Raw genomic sequence first — 25,301 nt, forward strand, 5'->3', positions numbered from 1 at the left:
CATAAGCTGTTCGTGGTCTCAAGGTCCCGTAGAGACTGCTGCGTGGATAGGTGACGGTCGGGTTTCATGGTGGTGGGCGTGTGCAGCAGGGCGACCGCCGACGGTTGGACCACCGGACACGACAGCATGGTGTGGGTACGAATGCTCGACACGCACCTTGACGTCACCGCGCAGTCGGCGCATAGGGCTGCGTGGCGTACGCTCCGGCGGCTCGAGGGCCGCGGTCTCCTGGTGGGGCGGGGCCCGGCGCGTGTGGAGGATCTGCCCAACGACCCGCTCCCATGTTCGAATGCGCGGCCGGGCTGCCGGAGGGCCCGGCGCCGCGCCGGCGGGTGGCGTTCGGCGGCTGAGCGAACCTTCGGCCGGAGCGCGCGTCCCGCCGCGTACTGCGGACGCGGTACACGGCGGCGGTTCCGTACGCCGCTGGGAGGGCGCCCGGTTCGGTCTGCGGTCGGCACCGTATGGAGGGGGAGACCCGTACGGTTGACGCATGGATCTTCGAATGCCCGGCCGGCCCGGAGCGCGGTGGCCCCGTTGGCGGCGGTCGCGGCGGGCGCTGGCCGCCGTGGGTGCCGTCGTCGTGCTCGCCGGGGCCGGTACGTGGACCGCCGTCGCCGCCGAGGACGCGGCGCCCGCGGTCAGCCGGACCGACCGGATCGCGAGTACGGCCGACGGGGTGCGCATCGACACCTCGTACTTCACCGCCGGCCCGGCCGGCCGCCGCCCCGCCGTGCTGCTCGGGCACGGCTTCGGCGGCAGCAAGGACGACGTACGGCAGCAGGCCGAGGAGCTCGCGCGCGAGGGGTACGCGGTGCTGACCTGGTCCGCGCGCAGCTTCGGTAAGTCCACCGGGAAGATCGGGCTGAACGACCCGAAGGGCGAGGTCGCCGACGTCTCCCGGCTCATCGACTGGCTGGCCGAGCAGCCCGAGGTGCAGCTGGACGAGGAGGGCGACCCGCGCCTCGGCATGGCCGGTGCCTCCTACGGCGGGGCCATCGCGCTGCTCACCGCCGGGCACGACGACCGGGTGGACGCCCTCGCCCCCGCGATCACCTACTTCGACCTCGCCGAGGCGCTGTTCCCGAACGGCGTGTTCAAGAAGCTGTGGGCGGGCATCTTCGTCAACTCCGGCGGCGGCTGCGAGAAGTTCGAACCCGCGCTGTGCCGGATGTACGAGCGGGTCGCCGAGTCCGGCACCCCGGACGCCGAGGCCGTCAAGCTGCTCGAAGAGCGGTCCCCGTCCGCCGTCGCCGACCGCATCGACGTACCGACGCTGCTGATGCAGGGGCAGAACGACTCCCTGTTCCCGCTCGGCCACGCCGACGCCGCCGCGAAGGCGATCCGCGCCAACGGCGCCCCGGTCGACGTCGACTGGATCGCCGGCGGGCACGACGGCGGTGAACCGGAGGCGGACCGCGTCCGCGACCGGACCCGGGCCTGGTTCGACCGGTACCTGAAGGAGGACAAGGGGGCCGACACCGGCCCCGCCTTCCGCGTCACCCGCACCGGCGGCGTCGACTCCACCGACGGGCGGGCCGTGCTGAGCGGCGCGAGCGCGGACCGCTACCCGGGCCTGACCGGCGGCGGCAAGGACGTCCCGCTCACCGGACGCGAGCAGAGCTTCGCCAATCCGGCCGGCGCCAGCCCGCCCGCCGTCTCCGCCCTGCCCGGCCTCGGCGGTACCGGCGGCCTCTCCCAGCTGTCCTCGCTCGGCGTCGGCGTCTCCCTGGACTTCCCCGGCCAGCACGCCCGCTTCGAGTCGGCCCCGGTCACCGGCGACCTGCGGATCACCGGATCGCCGACGGCCACCGTGCACGTGAGGTCGACCAGTGACGACGCCGTCCTCTTCGGAAAGGTGTACGACGTCGGCCCGGACGGACGACAGCAGGTGCTGCCCTCCCAGCTGGTCACCCCGGTCCGCGTCGAGGACGCCAAGGCGGGCAAGGACGTGACCGTCACCTTCCCGGCCGTCGACCACGAGGTCCGCCAGGGCCACCGCCTGCGCCTGGTCCTCGCCTCCACCGACCTCGGCTACGCCTCACCGGCCGCCCCGGCGACGTACACCGTCTCCCTCAAGGGCGACCTCACCGTCCCCACCGCGCCCGGGGTGACCACCGCGGCGGCCCCGCTGCCCGCGTGGGTGTGGTGGCTGCCGCTCGCCGGAGCCGTGACCGCCCTCGTCCTGGTGCTCACCGGCCGCCGCCGCACGGCCGCCGCGCCCCCCGATCCCGCACTCGCGGACGTGCCCCTGCAGATCACGGACCTGAGCAAGCGCTACGCCCGCTCCACCGACCGGTACGCCGTGCGGAACCTGTCCTTCCGGGTGGAGAAGGGCCAGGTCCTCGGCCTGCTCGGGCCGAACGGCGCGGGCAAGACCACCACCCTGCGCATGCTGATGGGCCTGATCACCCCCGACGGCGGCGAGATCCGCGTCTTCGGTCACGCGATCCGCCCCGGTGCCCCGGTGCTCTCCCGGGTCGGCGCCTTCGTCGAGGGCGCGGGCTTCCTGCCGCACCTGTCCGGCCGGGAGAACCTGGAGCTGTACTGGCAGGCCACCGGGCGCCCGGCCGAGGACGCCCACCTGGACGAGGCCCTGGAGATCGCGGGCCTCGGCGACGCCCTCGCCCGCGCGGTGCGCACCTACTCCCAGGGCATGCGCCAGCGCCTGGCCATCGCCCAGGCCATGCTCGGCCTGCCCGACCTGCTCATCCTGGACGAGCCGACCAACGGACTGGACCCGCCGCAGATCCGCGAGATGCGCGAGGTGATGATCCGGTACGCGGCCGCCGGCCGCACGGTGATCGTCTCCAGCCATCTGCTGTCGGAGGTGGAGCAGTCCTGCACCCACCTCGTCGTCATGGACCGCGGCAGGCTGGTCCAAGCCGGTCCGGTGCGGGAGATCGTCGGCTCCGGCGACACCCTGCTCGTGGGCACCGCGTCCCCCGTGGACGAGCCGCTCGCCGAGAAGGTGGCCGCCCTGCCGGGCGTCGCCTCGGCGGTCCGCGCCGACGACGGGCTGCTGGTCCGCCTCGACGCCGACGGCACCGCCGCCCGACTGGTCGCCGAACTGGTCCGGCTGGACGTGCCGGTGGAGTCGGTGGGCCCGCACCGCCGCCTCGAAGACGCCTTCCTCACGCTGATCGGAGGTTCCGCATGAGCACGCTCACCGAGCGGAACGGGCCCACGGAACCGGCCGGGCCCACCGGACCCGGAGCGCCGGCCGGGCCCGTGGAGGTGGCCGACGGCTACCGCGCGGGCCGCACCCTGCCGCTGCGGGTCGAACTGGTCCGGCAGCTGAAGCGCCGCCGCACGCTCGTCATGGGCGCGATCCTCGCCGCCCTGCCGTTCGTCCTGGCCGTCGCCTTCGCCATCGGAGGTGAGCCGGAGGGCCGGGAGGGCCGGATCACCCTGATGGACACGGCCACCGCCTCCGGCGCCAACTTCGCCGCCGTGAACCTGTTCGTCTCGGCGGGCTTCCTGCTGGTCATCCCGGTCGCCCTGTTCTGCGGGGACACGGTCGCCTCGGAGGCCGGCTGGTCCTCGCTGCGCTATCTGCTCGCCGCGCCGGTGCCGCGCATGCGGCTGCTGTGGTCCAAGCTCGTCGTCGGGCTGGGGCTCAGCCTCGCCGCGATGGTGCTGCTGCCGGTCGTCGCGCTCGCCGTCGGCACCGCCGCCTACGGCTGGGGCCCGCTGCGGATCCCCACCGGCGGCTCGCTGGACCCCGCGACGGCGGCGCAGCGGCTCGTGGTGGTCGTGGCGTACATCTTCGTGTCCCAGCTGGTCACCGCCGGGCTCGCGTTCTGGCTGTCGACGCGCACCGACGCCCCGCTGGGCGCGGTCGGCGGAGCCGTCGGACTGACCATCGTCGGCAACGTCCTCGACGCGGTGACCGCCCTCGGCGACTGGCGGAACTTCCTGCCCGCGCACTGGCAGTTCGCCTGGGCGGACGCCGTCCAGCCGGACCCGGAGTGGTCCGGCATGATCCAGGGCACCGCGGTCTCCGTGACGTACGCGTTGGTGCTGTTCGCGCTGGCCTTCCGCGGTTTCGCCCGCAAGGACGTGGTGTCGTAGCCGCGCATGCCCGAAGTGGGCCGAGTGGGCCAAGCGGGTGAATCTGCGCAACCGATTCCCGTGCGTCGGGTTGATGAAGCAGAAGGGCTTGCGACGCCACGAGAAAGGAAAGCGCTGTGCTGCTCCGTCCGCGGTACACCGGCATCTTCCGCAGGCGTCCCCGACGGTGAGCATGCCGTGGTGTCCAGGTACCGGCCCCCGGCTCCGCCGTGGCCGGCCTCGCGCGTCGATTCTTCGTGCCGAGGCCGCCGGCTTTCCCACTTCTTCGAGCAGGAAGACGAACGACATTGCGACAGACCCTGAGCAAGGGAGTGTTCGCGGCGGCCGCCGCCACGGGCATTCTCTCTCTGTACGGCGCCCCCGCCTTCGCCGACGCGCACGCGGAGGGAGCCGCCACGGACTCTCCCGGTGCGCTGTCCGGGAACAGCGTCCAGGCGCCGGTGGAGGTACCGGTGAACGTGTGCGGCAACACCGTCGGTGTGGTCTCCGCGTTCAATGAGGCGTCCGACAACCTGTGCGCCAACACCTCGCACGCGTCCGAGCCCACGTCCGCGACCAAGGCTGAGGACAAGTCCGGGAGCCTGTCCTCCGCCGAACGCTCGTACGACGGCCACGGCGGTGGCGCGCACGCGGAGGGGGTCGCCAAGGGCTCCCCGGGTGTGGCGTCCGGAAACCTCGTCCAGGCGCCGGTGCACGCGCCGGTGAACGTGTGCGGCAACAACGTCGACGTGATCGGCGCGTTCAACGAGGCGTCCGACAACGACTGCCGCACCACCTCGCACGGCGGCAGCGGCGGCGGTGGCGCGCAGGCGGAGGGGGTCGCCACGGACTCTCCCGGTGTGGCGTCCGGGAACCTCATCCAGGTGCCCCTCGGCCTCCCGCTGAACGTGTGCGGCAACAACGTCAACCTGGTCGGGCTGTTCAACGAGGCGTCCGACAACGACTGCCGCACCGAGCAGAGCCAGGTGCCCGAGACCGAGACGGAGACCGAGACGCCTTCGACGCCGCCCACGAGTACGGACACCCCGCCCCCCGCGCAGGTCGTGGACACGCCGCCGCAGGACGTGGAGGAGCCCGGTGCGCCGCCGCACCTGGCCGAGACCGGCAGTGAGGGCATGCTGGCGGCCTCGGCCGCCGGTGCCACCCTGCTCGTGGGCGGGGCGCTGCTGTACCGCCGCAGCCGCGCCGCCCTGCGCGGATAGCGGAGAGCGGTTCCCGGGTGCCGGGCCCCGTCGGCCCGGCACCGCGGGGCTTTCCGGAGCTCCGGTCCGGGGGCTCAGTGCAGTACGGGGAGGGTTTCCCGTCAGAGGCTCACCGGTGCCGGCGAGTCGGTCCGGCCGACGGACGAGGGGACCGGGACCCTTCCCCGCGCGGGGGTGGACCTGAGCCGGCGGCGCACCCCCTGGACGAGTGCCGCCGCGGTGTACGTCGCGCCCTGGACGAAGCGCATGGACGGGCCGAAGCCGGACGCCGTGGTCAGACCCGCGAAGAACAGGCCGGGGTGGGAGGACTCGAAGCCCAGTCCGATCGCCGGGGACCCGTCGGGCAGGGCCGCCAGCGTGCCGCGCAGCTCGGCGGAGAGCATGCCGAGCCGGTCGCGGTGCACCCGGAACCCCGTGGCGGCGATGACGTGTTCGGTGCCGAGGGAGCGGGTCTCACCCGTGTGGTTCACCAGGTCCAGCCGTACGCCACCCGGCACCGCGCAGGCCTCCGTGACCTCGTGGCCCGGCAGCAGTTCCACCGCGCGCTCCACCCGGTCCCGCACCCACCAGGCGCCCGCCGGACCCAGCGCCGTGGCCGCGATGCGCGACCGGGTCTGCTGCGGCAGCCGTCGGAAGAGGCCGGGGCGCTCGGAATAGAACCAGTTCCGCCAGCCGGGGCCGAGACCGCTGTGCGGGGAGCGGACCGACTGCCACCAGGGGCGTTCCCAGGCCGGCGGCACGTCGTTCCACCGCACCCGGTCCGCCCGCGCCAGCACCCGTACGCGGGTGCCCTGTTCGGCGAGCAGGGCCGCGGTCTCCAGGGCGGCCTGACCGCCGCCGAGCACCGTGACGTCCTTGTCGCGGAAGGGGGCGAGGTCGCTGTGGTGACTGCTGTGCGTCACCAGGGAGGGGTGCAGTCCGCGCAGGGCCTGCGGCACCTCGATGAACGGCATCACACCGACCGCCAGCGCCACCGTCCGCGCGTGCAGCGCCTCCCCGTCGTCGGTGACCACCGTGAAGCCGGCGGGGCCGACCGCCACCCGGGCCACCATGCGCTCGTCGACCTCCGGAACGGCATGGCGGGCGAACCACAGGCCGTACTCCGCGAACGCCGTCACCGGGATCGGCTCCGCGTGACGTGCCGTCAGTCCCTGCTCCGCGCAGTAAGCGGCCAGGGTCCACTCCCCGTCCGGATCGGAGAGGTTGGACGCCCACGGCTCCGACTTCAGGAACATGCCGCCGGGCATGTTGTCCCGCCAGGACGCCATGGGCCGGCCGAACACGCGCAGGCGCAGCCCGGCGGCCGCGGCGTGGGACGCGATCGACAGACCGTACGGTCCGGCGCCCACCACCAGAAGGTCGTACATCATCAACTGCTCGCTTTCTCGTTGTCGGTCGGGGAGGGCGAGGCCGCCCGGGGGATCAGGGGTGCTGCCGGTGTCGCCGCAGCGGGGCCCAGCCGCTCGCGCAGCCGGCCGGACACATGACGGGCCCACAGGCCCCACATCGCCCGGCCGGGTCCGCGGTCGTCCCGGGCGTACCAGGCCAGTTCGCGTGTGCTGGGCGCCGTGCGCAGCGCGGCGAGCGGCGCGTAGTTCTCCACCACGAACGTCCGCCCGGCCACCGGCTCGCCGACCGGTGGGCGACGTCCCGTCAGGTCCAGGTGGAGGGCGCGTACGACGTCCACTCCGGCGCTGTCCTCGAAGAGCCGGAACTGGGCGCCGGGGCGCGGGTTGAAGTCGAGCAGGTGGTAGCGGCCCGTCGTGTGGCAGCGGCGGAAGTCGAGGTCGAAGACGCCGCGGTAGCCCAGTTCGCCGGTGAGCCGCTCGGCCAGGGCCTGCACCTGGGCGTTGGGCGTCCAGCGGCCCACCGCCGTCAGTCCCGCGCCGCGTGGCCAGGACAGCTGCTTGCGGCCCGGCCCGCCCGTGCGCACGGCGCCCGCGTGGTCGGCGTAGCCGTGGAAGAACCAGTCCCGGTCCGGCCCCGGCGGCAGGTAGGCCTGCAGCAGGAGCGGGCTGCCCGCCTCGTCGGTGCGCAGATACAGCTCCCGGGCCTGCTCCGCGGACCGCACCAGCCGGGTGCTGCGCAGCCCGCTGCCGGCCGGCAGCAGCCAGGGCCGGCTCCACTTCGCCACCAGGGGCAGCCCGAGCCGCCGGGCGTCCTCGATGGCCCGCTGCGGGCTGTCCGGGACGAGCGTGACCGGGTGCGGAACGTCCGCGGACGCGCACACGGCGGCCAGCTGCGCCTTGTCGGCGACGCGTTCGGGCAGCGTGCCGGGCATCTCGGGCAGCAGGTAGGAGGGTGCCAGGGCGTCCCGCAGGCGCCCGGCGGCGATGGCGCTCGCGTCGTCCATCGGGACCAGGACGGCGGGTCGTGCGATCCGGTCGGCCACGCGGCGCAGCACGGCGAGGACGTCGTCCGTGGACGCGCCGGGCGCCGGCGGTGGATACAGCCGCCGGACATAACGTGAGCGGCGGACGGGACTTGCGGACTCGTCGGCGACGACATGCACCTCCACTCCCGCCCTGCCGAGCGAACGCACGGCTCCGAGCGTTCCGTGGTGGAAGGGATTCCGGTCGATCCGCAGAATGACGGCGGGGACACGGGTGTCGAGCAGCGGCACGAATTCCTCCTTCTTTCGATTCCTGCGGGGCTCTGCGGGACTCTTCAGGGCTATTCAGGGTTATTTGGGGTTTAGGGTTTCTTTTCGATCGACTCACCCGCACGGGGGAGCGCGGCACTCGGAAGCCGCATGTCAGTGGCGTCACGGGATGTCCTGTGACTGACTTTCGTATGACTGTTCGTCAATAAAGAGTCCAGAAGCTGAAGGTCGGACGAGAAGCGAAGAGAGGAGCCGGTATGGCCCCACAACACGAGCGTGTCCGGGTTCGCGGGCAGGTCGTGGGCGCGGTGGCGGTCGCGGTGTCGGCCGCCCTGGCATCCGGCCTCATGGCGGGCACGGGGGTGGAGGTGGCGGGCGACGACTCCCGCCCTCCGGCACCGGGTCCGGCGGCGTCCGTCACGGTGCCTCCGGTCGAGGTGCCCCCGGTCGAGGTGCCGTCCCGTCCGGTACCGCGAGGGGCGTTCCCGCCCTTCGGCGCCTTCCTCGCGTCCGACGCCCGTGGTGTGGCCCGTATGGAGCAGTTCAGCCGCTGGCTGGGCGGTGCCGAGCTCCGCGTCGGCCACACCTATCTGCCCGGCAACCACTGGAGCGACATCGAGGGCGACGTCGGCTTCCTCGAGGCGTGGGCGCAGTGGCGCAACAAGAAGGACGACCGGATGCTCGTCCTCAACGTGCCCCTGCAGGAGCGCAACGAGGAGGGCGTCTCCGACGAGGAGGTCCGGCAGCTGCTGCGGCGGGGCGCGGCCGGAGAGTTCGACCACCACTTCCGTGCCCTGGCCGAGCGGCTGGTCCGGCTGAAGGTGCCGGACACGATCCTCGTGCTCGGCTGGGAGATGAACGGCGTCACGTACACCCATCGGTGCGGGCCGGATCCGGAGGCCTGGAAGAAGTACTGGAACAGGATCGTCACCACCATGCGGGCGGTGCCGGGCCAGAAGTTCCGGTTCGACTTCACACCGAGCCGCGGCCGGGACTCCGTTCCCTGGACGCAGTGCTACCCCGGGGACGACGCGGTCGACATCGTCGGCATGGACTCCTACGACCAGCCGGCCGGAATGCCGTTCGACGAACAGGTGGAGGAGCCGTACGGGCTCCAGGAGCACGTGGATTTCGCGAAAGCCCACGGCAAGCCCATTTCCTATCCCGAATGGGGGCTTTTCCGCAACGGCGACAATCCCGAGTACATGCGCCGCATGCTCGCGTGGATGGACGAGCACCGGCCGCTGTACAACACGGTGACCGACTACTGCCCGCACGGGGTGTGGCAGTGCGGCGACAACCCGGAATCGTCCCGCGTCTACCGGACGACGCTGTTCGGCCGCACCAGCACGACGACCCCGGTGCCCGTGCCCACACCCACGCTCCCGCCCACGCCCGCACTCCCGCCCACCGCACCGGAGCCGCCGAAGAGCTGCACGCCGCTGGGCCTGGGCGACCGGGTGGAGCAGTGGCTCGGCGGGAAGCTCTGCCTCCGCCTCGACTGGTGGTCGCGCCTGGGGTAGCGCCACCGCCGACCCGGCCGGGTACACCGTGGTCACCGCTGTTCGCGCGCGTCGGCGGCGGTGGCCGGGCCGGGCACCGCGGCGGCCGGGGTGTGATCAGCGGTCTCGGCGGTCGCGGTGCCCTCAGCGGTCGTGATGGTCGCGGAGACCTCGGTGGTCCGGCCGTTGTGCCGGGGCCGGGACAGCAGGGCCAGCGAGCCCAGCAGCCCGCCCGCGCTCGCCCCCACCAGGGTGGTCACCGCGGGCGACGCGGACGTCGGCTCGTCCGGCTTCACCGCACGCGAGAACTGCACGAGCCGGACCTGGGTGCTGCCTTTGGTGTGCTCCGCGTGCCGGGTCAGCGCGCGGGAGACCGCGTTGGCCATGTCGACGGCGAGGCCGGGCTGCGCCGAGGTGGCCGAGACGGCGACCATCGGCGCGTCCGGTGAGGTCGCCGTGCTCACGCTGTCCCGCAGGGTCCGCAGCGGGACGCCCGCCCACACCTGGGCGTCCCCGAGCACCGCGAGCTGCGTGGCCACCCGTCCGTACGCCTGCGCGAAACCGCGGGCGGACTCCGGGGTGGACCCCGCGGTCGGTACGGCGACGACGTAGCTGGTGGCCGTGTAGGTCGTGGGGGTGAGGACGCCGTACATGCCGCCGGTCAGGCCGCCGACGAGAGTGCCGCCGACCACGAGCGCGGACCAGGTCGGCAGCCTCCTGAGACGGTCCGGGGACAGGCGGTGCCGACGGGCCGGAGTGTCGGTCATGACGTGCTGGCTCCGAGAGGTGAGGGGGACGAAGGTGAGGAGGGGGACGAGGGGGAACGGGAGACGGCTGCCGCGTACACGTCCATGAGGCGGGCCGTGCTGCGGGTGATGCTGTAGTGCCGGGCGGCCTCGGGGACCGTGCGTGGCCCGGGGCCCGCCGCGCGGACCTCGGCGATCGCGCGCGCGTACTCCTCGGGGCCGCCGGGCACCCGCCGGGCGCCGGCGGCCGACGGCGCCGCGTCCTCGATCGCCGGACAGGACGTGTAGAGCACGGGCAGGCCCGACGCCAGCGCCTCCACGACGGCCAGGCCGAACGCCTCCTCCGAGGACGGGGAGGCGAGCAGGTCCATCGCCGACAGGAGCGAGGGCAGGTCGGGGCCCGGCGAGCCGTCCGGGCCGTAGGGACGTTCGCCGGTGAACAGGACGCGGCCGGCCACACCGGCCTCGCCGGCCGTGCGGCGCAGGAGGTGCTCCTCGGGGCCGCCGCCCACCAGCAGCAGCCAGTGGTCGTCCGGGAGCCGGGCGAGGGCGTGGACGAGGACGTCGAACCGCTTCCCCGGGGCGAGCCGGCCGACGCCGCCGACGACGAACGCGCCCTCCGGCAGACCGAGGCGCCGGCGGGTGTGCGCGCGCCGCTCCGGGTCGAAGCGGAAGCGGTCCAGGTCGATGCCGTTCGGGACGACCTCGATACGGGGAGCGGGCACGCCCCACCGCCGCAGCCGGTCGGCCACCGCCGGGGAGACGGCGACCGTCGCCGACCCGAGCCGCTCGCTGCCGAGGTACAGCGCGCGCACCCCCGCCGTCAGCCTGCGGCCCTCCATCTGCGTGTCACCCAGGGAGTGTTCGGTGGCGACGACCGCGCGGACCCCGGCCAGCCGCGCGGCGAGCCGGCCGTAGACGCAGGCCCGGTACAGGTGGGTGTGGACCAGGTCGTAGCCGCCGGAGCGGATCAGCCGGACCAGCCGGGGGAGCGCGGTCAGGTCACGGTTGCCGCCCATGCCCAGGTGCACGACGCGGACCCCGTCGGCGGTGAGCCCCTCGGCGACGGCACCCGGGTTGGTGAGCGTCACGACGTCGCAGCCCACGGGCAGGTGACGCAGCAGCAGACGCAGCTGCTGCTCGGCCCCGCCGACCCCGAGACCGGTGATGATGTGCAGAGCCCTCATCTCACAGCCCCTTCACCGGACGTCGGCGCCACCGGTGCAGACGGTGCTTCAGGTGCAGGCGCCAGGCCGTGTCGTTCTGGCCGATGTGCAGGCGCGGCAGGGCGTGCGGGCCGGTCAGCGCGCCGGGGTCGATGGCGCAGGCGTAGGCGTACCCCGCTTTCCGCACCGCCCGCACGGCGCGGGCGTCGACGGTGCCGTACGGGTAGCAGAAGCCGTCGGGCCGGGTGCCCGTCAGCTCCGCCAGCCGCGCGCGGCTCTCGGCGACCTCGGCCTCGAGGGTGGGCTGGTCCGCCCGGGTGAGGTCGACGTGGGTCAGCCCGTGCGAGCCGATCTCCACGCCCTCGGCCGCCGCGTGCCGGATGCCGTCCGCGGTCAGCAGCGGCTTGCGCGGGCCGAGCGGGTCCCAGGCGTTGTCGCCGCCGAGCCGTCCGGGCAGCACGAACAGGGTGGCGCCGCAGTCCCAGCGGCGCAGCAGCGGAAGGGCCTCGGTGACGAAGTCGGTGTACCCGTCGTCGAAGGTGAGCCCGACCAGACGCCGGCTCTCGCCCCGGGCACGGGCGGCGAGCAGGTCGGCCACGGACACACCGCGCAGCCCGCGCCGGCGCAGCCAGGCCAGCTGCCTCTCGAGCCGTTCGGGCGTGACCGTGATGCGGTACGGATCGTCCGAGCAGTCACCCACCGAGTGGTACATCGCCACCCACGGGACGGGGCCCGGGGGCGCGGCGGGAAGCCTGCCGGTGCCGACGGAATCAACGGACCCGGCAGAACCGGTGGAATCAACGGAATCAACGGAAACGGTCATGAGTGAGCTTTCGGGTGATGGTGCGTACGGAGCGCACCGCGGATGCGGAGCCCTGGACGCGCAGGGCCAGGGAGAGCGCGACGAAGACGGCGGTCACGGTGAGCGAGCCGGCCGCGAGGCCCGCCAGGGGGGAGTCGGCCCGGCTCGCGGCGAACGCACCGGCGGCGGTGGCGCCGACCGAGGCGAGCACCGGCCGGCCGAGCGCGGCCAGCACCTGACGGACACGGAGCCGGACACCGCCGGCGCCGCCGCGCCGGGACGTCCGCAGACCGGCCAGCAGCAGGGCGGCCGTGACGGTGATGCCGACGGCGTTGGCGGCGGCGATCCCCGCCACCCCCCAGGGACGCACGGCGACGGCGCCGATCAACGAGGTCGCGACGATGCCCACGCCCATCACCGCGAGGGGGTACCAACTGGGCCGGCCCGCCGAGAAGTACGAGCGGATCAGCGTGCCCACCAGGGTCTGCCCCAGCAGTCCGAGGGCGTACACCCGCATGACGTCGGAGGTCGCCGCGGTGTCGCTCGCGGTGAACGCGCCGCGCTGGAAGAGCAGTTCGATCATCTGCGGGGCACAGGCGAGCACCGCGCACATGCCCAGCAGCACCACACAGGACGACAGCACCAGATCCCGCTCCACGCGGTCGCGGGCCCGTTCGGTGTCACCGTCGGCGAGCGCCCGCGCCACCACGGGGAAGGTGACCGTGCACACCATCAGCGACAGGGTCATCGGGATCTGGGCGACCTTCTGCGCGTAGTTCAGGTGCGAGATGGCCCCGGCCGGCAGGGCGGAGGCGAGGAAGCGTTCGACCAGGACCTGCGACTGGCGGCACAGGGCGAACAGGAGGACGGCGGCGATCAGGGCGAGCCGCACCGGCCGTTCCTCGCCGCCGCCCTGCGCCCCGCCGACCGCAGCCGGCGCGCGCGACGCCAGCTGCCGCCACAGCGACGGCAGTTGCACCGCCACCATCAGACAGCCGCCCACCGCGACCCCGGCCGCCGCGGCCCGCACGCCCCACTCGCCGCCGAGCAGGAACATCGTGGCGACGATGCCCGTGTTGTACGCGATGTAGATCGCCCCGGGTGCGAAGAACCGGCGGTGGGCCCGCAGGGCGGCACTGCAGTACCCGGCGAGCCCGAAGGCCAGCAGGCTGATCGCGGTGAGCCGGGTGCAGTCGACGGCGAGCCGGGGGTCGGGCAGGCCGGGCGCCAGCACCTCGACCAGGAAGGGAGCCGTCCCGGCGACCAGCGCGGCGACCGCGACGAAGGCGAGGCTCAACCGTGGCAGGGTGGCGGCGACCAGCTCGCGGACGGGATCGCCCGCCACGCCCCGGGCGCGACGGGCCAACGCCATGCTGAACGCCGGGATCAGCGCGATCGCCAGCCCGTCCTCGATCAGCAGGGTGGCGGAGATCTCCGGCACGGTCCACGCCACCAGGAAGGCGTCCGTGTCGCTCCCGGCGCCGAACAGCCGCGCCAGCGACTGGTCGCGCACCAGGCCGAGCAGGGAACCGCCGATGGACAGCGCCGCCGTGACGAGCGTGGCCCTGGCGAGGAACTTGCGGGAGGCCGAGGGCGAGGACGGGCCGTGGCCGTCCCCGACCGGAGGTGCGGCACGTGCCGCGGGGACGGTCGCGGCCCGGTCGGTTCCGTGTCCGGGGGTCTGCGAAGGCACCACCGTCATCGCGCCGCGGCCTCCTCGAGGCGCCCCCGCGGGCCGCCCCTCGGTACGAGGTGCCCCCGCTCACCGCCGCCCAGCGCCCACCATGCGGCGAGCCCCAGGGCCAGGGCGGTCAGCACCGTCGAGGGGCCGCCGATGTCCCCGTACACGAAGTCGGTCAGCAGCCAGACCAGCAGCCCGCAGGCGACGAGCCCGCAGTCCGCTCCCGGTCCGCGGCGGCGGACCCGCAGCAGCCCGCGCAGCCCGAGCACGAGCAGCGCCAGCCAGCCTCCGGCGAGGGTGAGCAGCCCGATCAGGCCCTGCTCGCTCAGCACCAGCAGGTACATGCTGTGCGGCGAGAGCAGCGCCTGCTTGTGGTACTCGGATCCCGCGCCCGCGATGTCGCTGCCCGAGGACAGCGCCAGGGTGGCGTGCCCGTCGCGATGCTCGGGAAAGCCCTTCAGACCGACACCGGTCAGCGGCTGCTCGCGCCACATGTCGCCGGCGGACGCCCACAGGGCGTACCGGTCCACCACGGACTGGTCGGGGTCGGCGGTGACCTGCGTGATGCTGTCGATCCGCTCGGTCAGCTGCGCTGTGCCGACGCCGAACCCGCCCATCAGGACCACCCCCGCGGCGGCCACGGCCGCGGCCGTCCTCAGCGCCCGCCGCAGCCCGGCCAGCGCCAGCTGCACGGCGCAGGTCAGGGCGGTCGCGATCCAGGCGCCCCGGCTGAAGGAGAGCGCCAGCGGCAGCAGCAGCGCGAGCGCGCAGCCGGTGGCCGCCGCCCGCTGCCGTACCGGCCCCCGGCCCAGCGCGATCCCCACCGCGCACACCAGACCGAGGGCGACCGCCGCCGCCATGCCCATCACGTCCTGGGCCCCGAAGGTGCCGACCGCGCGGATCGGCTCCCCCTGGTAGGAGGCGCCGGTCCCGGTGGCGTACTGGTGCACGCCGACGGCCCCCTGCCACAGCGCGAGCCCCACGAACGACCAGGCCAGCACCCGGAAGTCGGCGCGGCCGCGGAGCAGCGTCAGCACGGCCGCCGGGACGAGCACGAAGACCTGCAGATAGCGCCCGAGGCCGGTGAGCGCCGCCTCGGGCGAGGACGCCCCCATGGCGGCCAGCGCGAGCCCCACGACCGGCAGGCCCAGCACCACCGCCGCGGTGGGCGACAGCGGGCGCCGCCGCTCGCGCAGCAGACGGATCACGCAGTACACCACCAGCAGCCCCGAGACCACGTCGGCGGGCCCCGCCCCGTCGTAGGTCAGGGGCAGGGCCAGCAGGGCGAGCACCGCCACCGGGGGCAGGACCGGCGCGAACGCGGCGGCCCGGCGCGGCAGGGGTGCGAGAGCAAGGCTCACGTCGGTCAGCTCCCCGTCGGGCGTACCAGCGACGCCGCGGTGCGCAGCAGGATGCAGACGTCCTGCCACAGCGACCAGTCGTCGATGTAGGCGTTGTCGAACCGGGAGCGGTCCTCGATGGAGGTGTCGCCGCGCAGCCCGTGGACCTGGGCGAGGCCGGTGATCCCGGTCCGCATGCGGTGGCGGGCCGCGTAACCCTGGTAGGTGTGCGAGAACTGCGCGACGAAGTAGGGGCGTTCGGGGCGCGGTCCGACCAGGCTCATGTCGCCCCGGAGCACGTTCCACAGCTGGAGCAGTTCGTCGAGCGAGGTGCGCCGCAGCATCCGGCAGAACCGGCGCATCTCGTTCTCGTCGGCCACGCTCCACCGGGTCGCCGACTCGTGCTCGTCGGCGGGGCGGTAGGTGCGGAACTTCAGCAGGGTGAACGGCTTTCCGTTCCGGCCGATGCGCTCCTGCCGGAACACCACGCCCGGCCCGTCGCTGATCCGCAGGACCGCCGCACACGTCAGCAGCATCGGGCCGACCAGCACCAGCAGCGTCCCCGACACGAGGATGTCGAGCAGCCGTTTGCCCACGCCGGCGCGGCGCACCGGGGACAGGCACAGCCGCCGGCAGGCGAACCCGGCCAGCCGCTGCCGCGCCGTGTACGCGGGGGAGTCGGCGTCGAGCTCCCAGATCACGCAGCCCGACTCGGCCAGGGTGCGCAGCAGCGGTCCCTGTTCGGCGCGGACCGAGGGATGGACGGCCAGCACGGCCCGCACCCCGTTCTGGATGACGGCACGCTCGACCTCCTCACCGGTCCGCAGCACCGGGACGCCCCCGGCGTCGTCCGGCTGTTCGGCGACCACCCCCACCGGCCGTACGCCGCACCGCGGGTGGCGCAGTACGGCGGCGGCCACACGCTGCGCGGTCGCCGCCGGGCCGATGACGAGTGCGGCGCGCGGGTGGCGCAGCAGCGCTGCGCGGCGCCGTCCGTGCACGGCCGCGCGCAGCGCACAGGCCGCCGCCGTCTGCACGGCGAGGCCGGCCAGCACGGTGCCGACGGACAGCGCGTGCTCCGGCCGGTACGCCGCCCACAGCGCGGCGGGCGCCAGCCAGGCCACGGTGATACGGCCGCACACGGCGGGCAGTTCGTCCAGCAGCCCCGGCACCGGCGGCCGGCCGTCGCGCGGACGCAGCAGCAGCGACGCGGCGACCAGCAGGAGGACGAGCGAGGGGTGACGCTGGGCGCCGGTGAGGGCCAGGGTGCCCAGCAGGGCGGCGGCACCGTCCGCGAGGAACAGCGGGACCGGGGAGGGGGGCCGGGCCGGTGGCCGTCTGGCGGGGGACCGCACTCCGGTGGCGGGGCCGCGCGGCGGCACGACGGAGACGGTTACGGGTCCGTGCTCCCGCGGCGGCACGCCGGGGGAGGAGACGGTACGTTCGGCAGTCACGAGCTGAGGGGCTCCCTGTGCTTGGTGGGCTCGACGCGCTGTGTCGTCCGGTTCGCCCCGGCGCCGCAGCCCGCGCCGAGCGGCTGTCCGGGCTCGGCGGCACGGGCCTCGCCACGCCCGACGGCCTCGGTGGGACGCGTTCTTTTCCTGGCGGGCCACGCACCGAGCAGGTCGCGGTAGACGTCCGCGACCTGCTCGGCGGTGTGCCGTACGTCGTGGCGGGTCAGTACGTGCCGACGGCCCCGGTCGCCGAGGGACTCGCGCAGCGGCGGGTCGAGCAGCAGCTCGGACAGGGCCTCGGCCAGCGCCGCCGGGTTCTCCGGCGGGACCAGACACCGGGCGGCGAAGGAGGGCGGCAGGCTCTCGCGGGCGCCGTCGACGTCGGTGACCACCACGGGACGCCCGCAGGCCATCGCCTCCAGCGGGGCCAGGGCCATGCCCTCCCAGCGGGACGGCAGGACGACGAGATCGGCGGCCTGGTACCAGGGTGAGGCGTCGGGCACGGCTCCTGTGAACAGCACGGACGGCGGGGCGGCCGCGCGCAGCCGGTCGCGGTCCGGGCCGTCGCCGACCAGGACCAGCCGGGCGTTCGGCACCCTGCGCACGACGGCGTCCCAGGCCCGCAGCAGGACGTCCTGCCCCTTCTGCCGGCACAGCCGCCCCACGCAGACCGCGAGCGGCGCCGCCGGTGCCAGCCCGGCGAGCGGGGCGAGCCCGGCCCGCACGGTGCCGGTGCCGGCCGGGTGGAAGTGCTCGGGGTCGATGCCGTTGGGGACGACGGTCCACCGGCCGGCGATCCCGGCGTGCGCCCCGGTCGCCCGTTCCGCCTCGCTCACACACACCACCCGCGCGGCCCAACGCGCTCCCCAGCGCTCCCACTTGAGGGCGAGGGCGCCGGTCTGCCCGCCCACCGCCTCGAACGACCAGGCGTGCGGCTGGAAGACCGTCGGAATCCGCCCGCGCACCGCGAGCCGCCCGGCGAGCCCGGCCTTCGCGCTGTGGGCGTGCACCAGATCGGGGCGCACCTCGTCGATGAGCCGCGCGAGGTGCCGCACCTCCCGCACGAGTGACGGACCCGGCGAGCGCGTCGCCCTCCAGTTCCGTACCTGCGCGCCGAGCAACCGCAGTTGGGTGGTGAGGGTGCTGTCGGGGCAGGCCGCGATGACGTCCAGGCCGTCCGCCAGCTGGGTGCGGACCAGGTCCGTCACGACGCGCGCGACCCCGCCCTCCACCGGCTGGGTGAGGTGCAGCACCCGTGGCCGACGGCCCGAGGGCGACGGCTCCATGTACACGGTTTCCTCATCGGCGAAGGCGCCGGGGACCGTGGCCGGCGCGTTCACGGCCGGGCGTCGGCGGCGAGGAAGAACACGCCGGCCCACGCCGCGTTGCGCTCGGAGCCGAGCCGGAGGGTGGCCCGGTCACCTGCGTGCAGCAGGCCCCTGCCGAGGGTGAACACGTCGGAGTCGTAGCCGAGGGTGTTGGCGTGCGCCGGCACCCGTGCCGGAACAGCTCGCGCGGGCCCGCTGATGGTGGAGTTCAGGACGTCGTCGGCGGGGTTGGCGGCGTCGGCGAGGACGGCGGTGGAAGCGGGCGCGCCGGTGGTCAGGGTGAGCGAGTCACCGGTGGTGCCGCGGTCACCGTTGTACGCCACCATCCCCACCTCGCCCTCCGCGTCCGCGGGAAGGTCCAGTCCGCTCAGCCCGATCTCCACCCCGGCGGTGGACGCCAGCGGTGTGAAGCCGTCCCAGAGCGAGAGGTGCCGCAGCGGCTCCGCCGGGTTCTCGTACGCCACCACCAGCGTCCAGCCGCCCCACGCGCCGGCCGTCGACCGGCCGGAGGCCACGTTGACCTCCGCCACGGTGTACAGGCCCGGCCCGCTGTCCCGCACCAGCTGTGTCACGTCCGCCGAGGCCTGGAAGGCGTCCGCACCGTTCGCCACCCGGTGTCCGACCACCGTGTCGGCGAGGAGCTCCTTGTACTCCCCGCCGGGCTCGGCGATCAGGACCCGCCCGTTGTCCTGTGGCGGCTTCTGCTCGCCCACGAGCAGGTTGCCGCCCCAGTAGAGGCGCGCGTACGACACCCGGGAGCCCGAGGGCAGCCGGACCTCCGCGCGGGAGGAGTTGTAGGTGTTCGGGTCGCGGTCGACGTCGACGTAGAACATGTCGAAGTCGCCGTTCGCCCCACGCGCGCCCGACTGCACGTCCGCACACGCCGAGTGGCTCGCGCGGCAGGTGGCAGAGGAGTTGGCCGCGCGCACGATGCCGCCGTGCTGGAGTGCGCCGTACCGCTGCCCGAACGCGAGGCTGCTCGCCTCCGGCGCGGGCGGCGCGGCCGGCGCGGCGACTGAGGGTCCGTAGGGGACCCACGCCGTGATCAGGGTGAGGACGCCCACCGTTGCATGACGAAGCAACTGGCCCAGGGAATGACGCATGACCGGCGAAGCCTTTCGGGGAGGTGGCGGTGACAGGCAGCGCGAGGAGTGCGGTGCGTCCGCCCAGGTGAATACGTCCGGAGGTTCGCAACTCTAGCCAGCCAACGGACAAAATCCCCGAAACTCGTTTAAGGCAGACAAGTGTGTTGGAAACGTGAAGCCTCTTCTCGGTGGGCGACGACCACGTGATGCCGGTCCGCCGCGGGGCCCGGAGTGCGGACGGCCCGATCCGCGGGCTCATCAGGCAGGACGGGGCAACGGGGTGAGAGGGGGCACCGAAGGGCCCATGCCCGGTTGCGGGAAGCGGGGTGCGCTTTCACGGTGGGCTCAAGGTCCGAGCTTCGCGGAAAGGAACTCCCATGCGCGCTCTGCCTGCGCGGCGCATCGCGTTCGGTGCACTGTGCGCCGTCCTCCTGGTCGGGGTCACCGGCCCCGCCGCCCTGGCCGCCGACCCGGCCGGCGAGCACGGCCGGGTGGCCTCGCCCGGCGCACCGCTCGTGCAGGTCAGGAACTCCGACGTGCGTGGGGACGAACTCGCCCCGGTCGCCGACCTGCTGACCGCCGTGACCCGGGCGGACGACGGCCGGCTGCCCGCGGCCGGGGTGAGGATGCTGGGCGATACCGCGAAGGACGCGCTGAAGAAGGCCGAAGCGAAGCAACAGGCCACCAGGGCCATGCCGTTCGCCTCGGCCCCCGCGCCGGGCGTACTGCTGCCCGCGGCCGAGCCCGACCCCGTGAGCGACGCGCTGGACAACCTGTGGGATGCCGTCGACCGCCTCCTGGACCTGCTCCTCCCCGGGGACGACACGATGAGCGCCGCAACCGCTGACGCGACCAAGGAGGAAACCACCGACGCGGCCACCGAAGAGACCGCCGGTGCGACCACCGAAGAGTTCGACGAGATCCTGGACGAGATCCTGGGCGAGATCGCGGACGGGGCCGATGACACAACCGACGACGCAGCCGACGGCACAACCGACGGCACAACCGACGGCACAACCGACGACGCGGCCGATTCGACGCTCTCATGGCTCGACGACCTGCTGGTCGAGATGGAGAAGCTCATCGACGAGCTGTCCGTCGACGACCCGCAGGTGTCGGTGGTGGGCACGCAGACGACGTCCTCCAGCGCGATGACCTCCGGCGTGACGTCGTCGAGCGGCGCGCCGTCGACACCCGTGTCCTCGGCCCCGGACACCGCATCGCCTGTGGTCACGCTGCCCGCGACCGCCTCGACGGCGCCGGCGGTGGTGCTGTCGGCCGATTGATCTCATATGAGAACTCGTCAATCCGTGGTCACCCGGTTTCCGGTCCGGCCAGGGATCGTTAGGCACGGCGACAGAAACCCTCCGGCGACCCGCGTTGCCGAAGAAAGGAACACGATGAAGTCCCTGAAGGCTGCCGCCGTCCTTGCCGGGTCCTTGATCGCCGCCGCCATGGCCGCGCCTGCGTCCGCCCAGGAGATCGACCTGGCGTCCACCGGCCTCGACACCGGCCTGAACACGCGCACCGCGGTCCCCTTCGAAATGATGCCGCTGCACGACGAGTCGAAGAGCGCGGAGCAGAGCAGCTCGGTGTTCGGCACGGCGCACGAGGCCGCGGCCGTGGTGAACGAGGCCAAGCCGGTGCACGGAGATCTGGGGCTCCACGCCTGAGGCATGACATACGAGAGTCGGCCCCCGGTCTTCACCGGGGGCCGACTCTCGTATGTCCACCTTCTTTGTGCGCGGAGGGACGCGGGTTCTCGAGGTGTGTGCCGAGAGCCCCGGCGCTCGGGGACGCCGGGGCTCTCGGGTCACGACGGCGGATGTCAGCGGCCGTGTCCGTAGTGCTCTGCTTCTAGTAGCTGTTGTTCATGCAGGTGTTGCCGGCGGCCGGGTTGAGGAACCCGATCACGTTGACGGTGTTGCCGCACGCGTTGACCGGTACGTGGACCGGGGCCTGGACCGCATTGCCGGACAGGAAGCCGGCCGAGCCGACCGCCGAGCCCTGGGCGCCGGCGTCCGCCGCGGCGATACCGGCCCCGCCGAGCATCACGGCGGACGTGCTGAGAGCGACGGTGGCAGCCTTCGCGATACGAGACATCACGTTCTCCTTAACTGATCTGTAAACGCGGCCGCATGACACGCGGTCGCACGTCCCGCTCAACGCGGCGCTCCCGCTCCTGGTCACGGAGATCGTCCCGGGATCACCCGTTAGGAAAGGGACTTCACCGGACGAGTGGGGCGTTCTCCTGCGGAAGTGCCTGGTCCGGCATGCCGGTTGAGTGCGCGAGGCGGGCGGCCGCCCCTTGGATTCGGCCGCCGGGAGCGGGTGGACGGCGACCGCAACAGGAACCTTCACGAGAAACTTGCGCATTTGGGCGTTTCGACTACCCAAAGCCGCGAACCTCGCCTACGTTAGCCACCGTCAGTGACCAGCCCGACACGGGCTGTGTCCACTCAGGGAACGGAGAGGTAATGCGCAAGTACCAGAAGGCCGCCGTCGTCATGGCCATGCTCGGCAGTGTCAGCTTCCTCGGCGCCGGCGTCAGCCAGGCCGGTGACAAGCCTGACTTCGAGGTCAACAACAAGCAGGCCACGACCTGCATCCAGGACAACTCGGTCCAGGGCCTCGTCAACATCGACGACGTCAACGCGGGCGTCGGCGCCCTGCTGGGTCTCGGTAACGCGGAGAACAAGGAGACCAACGCGGTGTCCTGCTCCTCGAACTTCGCCCTTGGTGGCTGATCACCCTCAGGTGATCTGGGGTGGGTCCCGGGGCTCGAACCCAAGTGTTCGAGCCCCGGGCCTGCCCGGCTCGTGAGCCGGACCAGATGCTCGGAGCGACTCCGCGGTGTCATCGCGGGGTCGACCGTCAAGGAGAAGGCGGATGTTCGAGAAGGTTCGCCTCGTCGGTGAGTCGGAGCAGAACTGCTCCGGCGCGGGCGTCGGCGTCTCCTGCGGGAACCGCGTCATCGCCGGCGGCGAGAAGTCCTGACCCTCGTCGGTCGGGCGCGATGGCGCCTCTTTTTCGCAAAAGAGCGCGTTGCGGGCGTTTCATCTACCAACTGCCGCAAACGTCGCATAGATTGGCGACTGTCCGTGACCGACCCAACACGGGTCGTGTCGGAAGAGAATGGAGAGGTAATGCGCAAGTACCAGAAGGCCGCGGTCGTGATGGCCATGCTCGGCAGTGTCGGCTTCCTCGGTGCCGGTGTCAGCCACGCCGGTGGCGAGCCGGAGGTCGAGCTGAACAACTCGCAGACCACGACCTGTGTCCAGGACAACTCCGTCCAGGGGCTCATCAACATCGATGACATCAACCTGGCGGTCGGCCTGCTGGGTCTCGGTAACGCGGAGAACAAGGAGACCAACACGGTCTCCTGCGACTCCAACTTCGTCGTCGGCGGCAAGTGATCACAGCCGGCTGATCCGGGCAGGTCTCGGGGCTCGAACCCAGGTGTTCGAGCCCCGGGCCTGCCCGGTTTGTCGACCGGTCCAGGCGTGTGGAGCGGCCCCGTGGTTCAGCCGCGGTGGGTCGACCGTCAAGGAAGAAGGCAGATGTTCAAGTCGAAGAAGATCGCAGCGGCGGCGGGAGTCCTGGGGGGCTTCGTCCTGATCGGCGCCGGTGCCGTCCAGGCCTTCGGTGCCGAGGGCCCGGACAGCTGCACCAAGGACAGCGAGGGCGTCGTTCGCTGCGTGCAGGCGAACAATCAGAAGATCACGACCGACGAGTCCGGGAAGGTCCACTTCGTCAACGAGTCGAAGCAGAGCTGCTCCGGTGAGGGTGCCGAGGTCTCCTGCGTCAGCAGTGCCTCCTTCCCGGGTAAGAAGTCCTGACGTCTTCGTCGGCCGCAGGGTCGTTGTTCGCGTCGGCATCCCTCGCGACGGACCATCCGTGCAGTGGAGAGTGGCCGGAACCCGATACCGGGTCCCGGCCACTTTTCGCATGTCCGTCATCGGCGCGGCGTGGCGCCGATGGGCTGTGGCGCTGTGCGTTCGATGAGGACTGGAGGCGGTGAGGGCGGCGCGCATGGACGGCTCCGGGGCGGGGGTGAGGGCGAACCAATCCATGATTACCAGTAATCATGACTTTTGTCCGGAATTGCCGATGTGTGGGCGATTCCGGCCGTGAGGCGTGTGTGAGCGGGTTTCTGTGTGGCTGTGAGGCCGTTCCGGCCTCGGTCTCACGGGCTGCCGCGGGGCCGGAAAGCCACCGTGGACGGTCGAGGCGCTCGGCCCGGTGGCGGTACGCGTCGCGCCGGAACGAGGGAGGGCCAGCGTTCTTGCTGGCCAGAAGGTACTTGCGCCCCCGGCAGGACTCGAACCTGCGGCCAAGCGCTTAGAAGGCGCCTGCTCTATCCACTGAGCTACGGGGGCCCGGGTGTGGTGGCCACTGTCGCGGTGCCCGGGTGTGGCCGGTTCCTGACGTTGCCGGGGACAAGGATAGGGCTCCCGAGCCCCTGCCCCTGACGCTTCGCCTCCGTGGCTCGATGTGGAGGTCCGGTGAAGCGGTCCCGATAATCGCAGGCGGGTACGAATCGTGCACTGCTTTCGGCCCCTGGCGCATCGGGTGTTGTGCACTCGTTATGCCTCGCCCGCGCCCGCGCCCCAGTCGTCCCTTCCGTCCCTTGTATCCGATCGGCGCGCAGACATGCTCATATGCTTCAGAATTCCCCTGAAATTGGGCATTCTTCGCATGTGGTGACCTTGGACGTACGGCCTCAGCTGCTCGACGCACTCTCCGCCCTGCGCGACCGTGTCGCCGCCGCACGCTTCCCGCTGCCCCTGGCGGGGGCTCCCCGCGCGCGTGCCAACCGCGACGAACTGCTCGCGCAGCTCGACGACTACCTGGTACCCCGCCTGAGAGAGCCCCGAGCGCCGTTGCTGGCCGTCGTCGGGGGATCCACCGGGGCCGGCAAGTCCACCCTGGTGAACTCTCTGGTGGGGCGGCGGGTCAGTGAGGCGGGGGTGCTGCGGCCGACGACACGCACACCGGTGCTCGTCTGCCACCCGGAGGACCACCACTGGTTCAGCGGGATGCGGGTGCTGCCCGACCTCACCCGCGTGTGGGTGCCCCAGCAGGAGACCGAGGACCACCTGCTCCCCGGCGAGAACCCCGCGCGCGTGCTGCGCGTCGAGACCGTCGACAGCCTTCCGCCCGGCCTCGCCCTGCTCGACGCCCCCGACATCGACTCCCTCGTCTCCGACAACCGCGTCCTCGCCGCCGAACTCATCTGCGCGGCGGACATCTGGGTCATGGTCACCACCGCCGCCCGCTACGCCGACGCCGTCCCCTGGCGCATGCTGCGCGCCGCCAAGGAGTACGACGTCAGCCTCGTGACCGTCCTGGACCGGGTGCCCCATCAGGTGGTGTCCGAGGTGTCGCGGCAGTACGGTGCCCTGCTCACCAAGGCCGGACTCGGCCACGTACCGCGCTTCACCGTGCCGGAGCTGCCCGAGTCGGCCTGGGGCGGCGGGCTGCTGCCGGCCTCCGCCGTGGCGGCGCTGCGGACCTGGCTCGTCCACCAGACGCAGGACCCCGCCGCCCGCGAGCACGTCATGGCGCGGACCGCCCAGGGCGTCCTCGACTCCCTCAACTCCCGCATGCCGGAACTCGCCGGTGCCGCCGCCGCGCAGCACGCCGCCGCGCTGCGGCTCACCTCCGCCGTCGACGGGGCGTACGACAGCGAGCACTCGCGGCTGCGCGGTCGGCTGCAGGCCGGGGCCGTGCTCGCCGGCGACGCGCTCAAGCGGTGGCGCGCCTTTCCGCTCGACTGCACTCCCGTCGAACTCCTCGACACCCTCGTGGAGAGCCTGGGCGCCCTGCTGCTGTGCGCCGTCACCGCCGCCGACGAGCGGGTCGACGCCGCCTGGCGACGCGAACCGGCCGCGAACGCACCCGAGTTCACCGACCGTGACGGGGCGGTGGAAGGCGCCGAGCACCGGATCGGGCTGGCCGTACGGCGCTGGCGGCGCGAACTGGAGGAGTACGCCGAGGAAGAGGTACGCGAACTCGACCACGCCCCGGCGCCGGACCCCGAGACGGTCACCGCCCTGGCCGCCACCGCGTTGCTGAGCGGGCGCCGGGAGTGGACCGCGGGGGAGAAGCTCGCCGAACGGATCGGCGCGCACGGGGCGTTGCGGCTGCGCGACCGGGGCGGGCGGCTGCTTCTCCAGCACGTGAACCGGATCATGCACACCGAACGCGAGCGACGGCTCGCGCCGCTCGACGCGCTCGAGGTGCATCCCGAACCCCAGGCCGAACTCATCGCCGCGTTGTCCGTACTGCAGAAGGAGAGGTGAGCGGTGACCGCCGTCAC

At 72.9% G+C, this 25,301-nt stretch carries 21 protein-coding genes and 1 tRNA gene; 10 read left to right on the forward strand and 12 right to left on the reverse strand.

Going from position 1 to position 25,301, the window contains the following annotated elements:
* Positions 1-490: 490 nt before the first annotated feature.
* The 3 genes from ACTWJ9_RS21915 to ACTWJ9_RS21925 all read left to right on the forward strand — a co-directional run bounded on the left by ACTWJ9_RS21915 (position 491) and on the right by ACTWJ9_RS21925 (position 5,273).
* Positions 491-3,157: an alpha/beta fold hydrolase gene (locus tag ACTWJ9_RS21915; RefSeq protein ID WP_443294660.1), complete on the forward strand. Its 2,667-nt coding sequence runs from the start codon at positions 491-493 to the stop codon at positions 3,155-3,157.
* A complete protein-coding gene (locus tag ACTWJ9_RS21920) occupies positions 3,154-4,071 on the forward strand; it encodes an ABC transporter permease (protein WP_279335956.1) in 918 nt (305 codons plus the stop codon). The genes ACTWJ9_RS21915 and ACTWJ9_RS21920 overlap by 4 nt, the downstream gene beginning before the upstream one ends.
* Before the next feature lie 287 nt (positions 4,072-4,358).
* Positions 4,359-5,273, forward strand: a complete 915-nt coding sequence (locus tag ACTWJ9_RS21925; RefSeq protein WP_279335957.1) for a chaplin family protein — start codon at positions 4,359-4,361, stop codon at positions 5,271-5,273.
* A gap of 101 nt (positions 5,274-5,374) precedes the next feature.
* On the opposite strand, the gene ACTWJ9_RS21930 is transcribed toward ACTWJ9_RS21925, so the two are convergent.
* Positions 5,375-6,640, reverse strand: coding sequence for an NAD(P)-binding domain-containing protein (locus ACTWJ9_RS21930; protein ID WP_387040364.1), 1,266 nt, complete (start codon positions 6,638-6,640; stop codon positions 5,375-5,377).
* A gap of 2 nt (positions 6,641-6,642) precedes the next feature.
* On the reverse strand, positions 6,643-7,896 hold the full coding sequence (locus ACTWJ9_RS21935; protein WP_279335958.1) for a carboxylate--amine ligase: 1,254 nt from the start codon (positions 7,894-7,896) through the stop codon (positions 6,643-6,645).
* A 236-nt stretch (positions 7,897-8,132) separates the two neighbouring features.
* Here ACTWJ9_RS21935 and ACTWJ9_RS21940 point away from each other — a divergent pair, with 236 nt between their 5' ends.
* A complete protein-coding gene (locus tag ACTWJ9_RS21940; RefSeq protein ID WP_387040351.1) occupies positions 8,133-9,398 on the forward strand; it encodes a glycoside hydrolase family 26 protein in 1,266 nt (421 codons plus the stop codon).
* 32 nt (positions 9,399-9,430) lie between these two features.
* Here the strand turns inward: ACTWJ9_RS21940 and ACTWJ9_RS21945 are convergent, their stop codons facing one another.
* The 8 genes from ACTWJ9_RS21945 to ACTWJ9_RS21980 form a co-directional block, all read right to left on the reverse strand.
* Positions 9,431-10,144, reverse strand: a complete 714-nt coding sequence (locus ACTWJ9_RS21945; protein WP_387040353.1) for a lipopolysaccharide biosynthesis protein — start codon at positions 10,142-10,144, stop codon at positions 9,431-9,433.
* The gene (locus tag ACTWJ9_RS21950) at positions 10,141-11,310 is read right to left on the reverse strand and encodes a glycosyltransferase (protein ID WP_443294661.1); all 1,170 of its coding nucleotides are present in this window, start codon (positions 11,308-11,310) and stop codon (positions 10,141-10,143) included. The genes ACTWJ9_RS21945 and ACTWJ9_RS21950 overlap by 4 nt, the downstream gene beginning before the upstream one ends.
* A 1-nt stretch (position 11,311) precedes the next feature.
* A complete protein-coding gene (locus tag ACTWJ9_RS21955) occupies positions 11,312-12,001 on the reverse strand; it encodes a polysaccharide deacetylase family protein (RefSeq protein WP_279338050.1) in 690 nt (229 codons plus the stop codon).
* 94 nt (positions 12,002-12,095) lie between these two features.
* Positions 12,096-13,793: a murein biosynthesis integral membrane protein MurJ gene (gene murJ / locus ACTWJ9_RS21960; RefSeq protein WP_279335962.1), complete on the reverse strand. Its 1,698-nt coding sequence runs from the start codon at positions 13,791-13,793 to the stop codon at positions 12,096-12,098.
* Positions 13,790-15,133, reverse strand: coding sequence for an O-antigen ligase family protein (locus ACTWJ9_RS21965; protein ID WP_279335963.1), 1,344 nt, complete (start codon positions 15,131-15,133; stop codon positions 13,790-13,792). The genes murJ and ACTWJ9_RS21965 overlap by 4 nt, the downstream gene beginning before the upstream one ends.
* A gap of 5 nt (positions 15,134-15,138) precedes the next feature.
* Positions 15,139-16,566, reverse strand: a complete 1,428-nt coding sequence (locus ACTWJ9_RS21970; protein ID WP_443294662.1) for an exopolysaccharide biosynthesis polyprenyl glycosylphosphotransferase — start codon at positions 16,564-16,566, stop codon at positions 15,139-15,141.
* On the reverse strand, positions 16,563-17,852 hold the full coding sequence (locus ACTWJ9_RS21975; protein WP_279335965.1) for a glycosyltransferase: 1,290 nt from the start codon (positions 17,850-17,852) through the stop codon (positions 16,563-16,565). The genes ACTWJ9_RS21970 and ACTWJ9_RS21975 overlap by 4 nt, the downstream gene beginning before the upstream one ends.
* 50 nt (positions 17,853-17,902) lie before the next feature.
* Positions 17,903-18,997: a DUF3344 domain-containing protein gene (locus ACTWJ9_RS21980; protein WP_279335966.1), complete on the reverse strand. Its 1,095-nt coding sequence runs from the start codon at positions 18,995-18,997 to the stop codon at positions 17,903-17,905.
* Between the two features lie 359 nt (positions 18,998-19,356).
* Here ACTWJ9_RS21980 and ACTWJ9_RS21985 point away from each other — a divergent pair, with 359 nt between their 5' ends.
* Positions 19,357-20,265: a hypothetical protein gene (locus tag ACTWJ9_RS21985; protein WP_443294663.1), complete on the forward strand. Its 909-nt coding sequence runs from the start codon at positions 19,357-19,359 to the stop codon at positions 20,263-20,265.
* A 114-nt stretch (positions 20,266-20,379) separates the two neighbouring features.
* Entirely contained in the window at positions 20,380-20,652 is a 273-nt protein-coding gene (locus ACTWJ9_RS21990; RefSeq protein WP_279335968.1) for a hypothetical protein, read from the forward strand.
* A 184-nt stretch (positions 20,653-20,836) separates the two neighbouring features.
* On the opposite strand, the gene ACTWJ9_RS21995 is transcribed toward ACTWJ9_RS21990, so the two are convergent.
* Positions 20,837-21,082 carry a chaplin gene (locus ACTWJ9_RS21995; RefSeq protein ID WP_279335969.1) on the reverse strand — a complete coding sequence of 82 codons (246 nt, stop codon included), beginning with the start codon at positions 21,080-21,082 and terminating at the stop codon, positions 20,837-20,839.
* A gap of 374 nt (positions 21,083-21,456) precedes the next feature.
* Between ACTWJ9_RS21995 and ACTWJ9_RS22000 the strand changes: the two genes are divergently transcribed.
* From ACTWJ9_RS22000 to ACTWJ9_RS22010, 3 genes are all read left to right on the forward strand, one after another.
* Complete coding sequence (locus tag ACTWJ9_RS22000; RefSeq protein WP_279335970.1) at positions 21,457-21,726, forward strand: hypothetical protein; 270 nt, start codon at positions 21,457-21,459, stop codon at positions 21,724-21,726.
* Between the two features lie 399 nt (positions 21,727-22,125).
* Positions 22,126-22,395 (forward strand): hypothetical protein, encoded by a 270-nt coding sequence (locus ACTWJ9_RS22005; protein ID WP_279335971.1) that lies wholly within the window; start codon positions 22,126-22,128, stop codon positions 22,393-22,395.
* Between the two features lie 144 nt (positions 22,396-22,539).
* Complete coding sequence (locus ACTWJ9_RS22010) at positions 22,540-22,818, forward strand: hypothetical protein (RefSeq protein WP_279335972.1); 279 nt, start codon at positions 22,540-22,542, stop codon at positions 22,816-22,818.
* A 467-nt stretch (positions 22,819-23,285) separates the two neighbouring features.
* Here the strand turns inward: ACTWJ9_RS22010 and ACTWJ9_RS22015 are convergent.
* Positions 23,286-23,358, reverse strand: a tRNA-Arg gene (locus tag ACTWJ9_RS22015).
* A gap of 321 nt (positions 23,359-23,679) precedes the next feature.
* Here ACTWJ9_RS22015 and ACTWJ9_RS22020 point away from each other — a divergent pair.
* Positions 23,680-25,284 (forward strand): dynamin family protein, encoded by a 1,605-nt coding sequence (locus tag ACTWJ9_RS22020; protein ID WP_279335973.1) that lies wholly within the window; start codon positions 23,680-23,682, stop codon positions 25,282-25,284.
* Positions 25,285-25,301: the final 17 nt, after the last annotated feature.

Origin of the sequence: Streptomyces sp. GDS52, from assembly GCF_052246875.1 — a bacterium.
Taxonomy (GTDB): domain Bacteria; phylum Actinomycetota; class Actinomycetes; order Streptomycetales; family Streptomycetaceae; genus Streptomyces; species Streptomyces cathayae.

Bases quoted from the DNA above. Each gene is read 5' to 3' on its own strand.
- ACTWJ9_RS21915 (WP_443294660.1), top strand. From the start codon at position 491: ATGGATCTTCGAATGCCCGGCCGGCCCGGAGCGCGGTGGCCCCGTTGG.
- ACTWJ9_RS21920 (WP_279335956.1), top strand. From the start codon at position 3,154: ATGAGCACGCTCACCGAGCGGAACGGGCCCACGGAACCGGCCGGGCCC.
- ACTWJ9_RS21930 (WP_387040364.1), bottom strand. From the start codon at position 6,640: ATGTACGACCTTCTGGTGGTGGGCGCCGGACCGTACGGTCTGTCGATC.
- ACTWJ9_RS21940 (WP_387040351.1), top strand. From the start codon at position 8,133: ATGGCCCCACAACACGAGCGTGTCCGGGTTCGCGGGCAGGTCGTGGGC.
- ACTWJ9_RS21945 (WP_387040353.1), bottom strand. From the start codon at position 10,144: ATGACCGACACTCCGGCCCGTCGGCACCGCCTGTCCCCGGACCGTCTC.
- ACTWJ9_RS21950 (WP_443294661.1), bottom strand. From the start codon at position 11,310: ATGAGGGCTCTGCACATCATCACCGGTCTCGGGGTCGGCGGGGCCGAG.
- ACTWJ9_RS21955 (WP_279338050.1), bottom strand. From the start codon at position 12,001: ATGTACCACTCGGTGGGTGACTGCTCGGACGATCCGTACCGCATCACG.
- murJ (WP_279335962.1), bottom strand. From the start codon at position 13,793: ATGACGGTGGTGCCTTCGCAGACCCCCGGACACGGAACCGACCGGGCC.
- ACTWJ9_RS21975 (WP_279335965.1), bottom strand. From the start codon at position 17,852: ATGGAGCCGTCGCCCTCGGGCCGTCGGCCACGGGTGCTGCACCTCACC.
- ACTWJ9_RS21980 (WP_279335966.1), bottom strand. From the start codon at position 18,997: ATGCGTCATTCCCTGGGCCAGTTGCTTCGTCATGCAACGGTGGGCGTC.
- ACTWJ9_RS21985 (WP_443294663.1), top strand. From the start codon at position 19,357: ATGCGCGCTCTGCCTGCGCGGCGCATCGCGTTCGGTGCACTGTGCGCC.
- ACTWJ9_RS21990 (WP_279335968.1), top strand. From the start codon at position 20,380: ATGAAGTCCCTGAAGGCTGCCGCCGTCCTTGCCGGGTCCTTGATCGCC.
- ACTWJ9_RS21995 (WP_279335969.1), bottom strand. From the start codon at position 21,082: ATGTCTCGTATCGCGAAGGCTGCCACCGTCGCTCTCAGCACGTCCGCC.
- ACTWJ9_RS22000 (WP_279335970.1), top strand. From the start codon at position 21,457: ATGCGCAAGTACCAGAAGGCCGCCGTCGTCATGGCCATGCTCGGCAGT.
- ACTWJ9_RS22005 (WP_279335971.1), top strand. From the start codon at position 22,126: ATGCGCAAGTACCAGAAGGCCGCGGTCGTGATGGCCATGCTCGGCAGT.
- ACTWJ9_RS22010 (WP_279335972.1), top strand. From the start codon at position 22,540: ATGTTCAAGTCGAAGAAGATCGCAGCGGCGGCGGGAGTCCTGGGGGGC.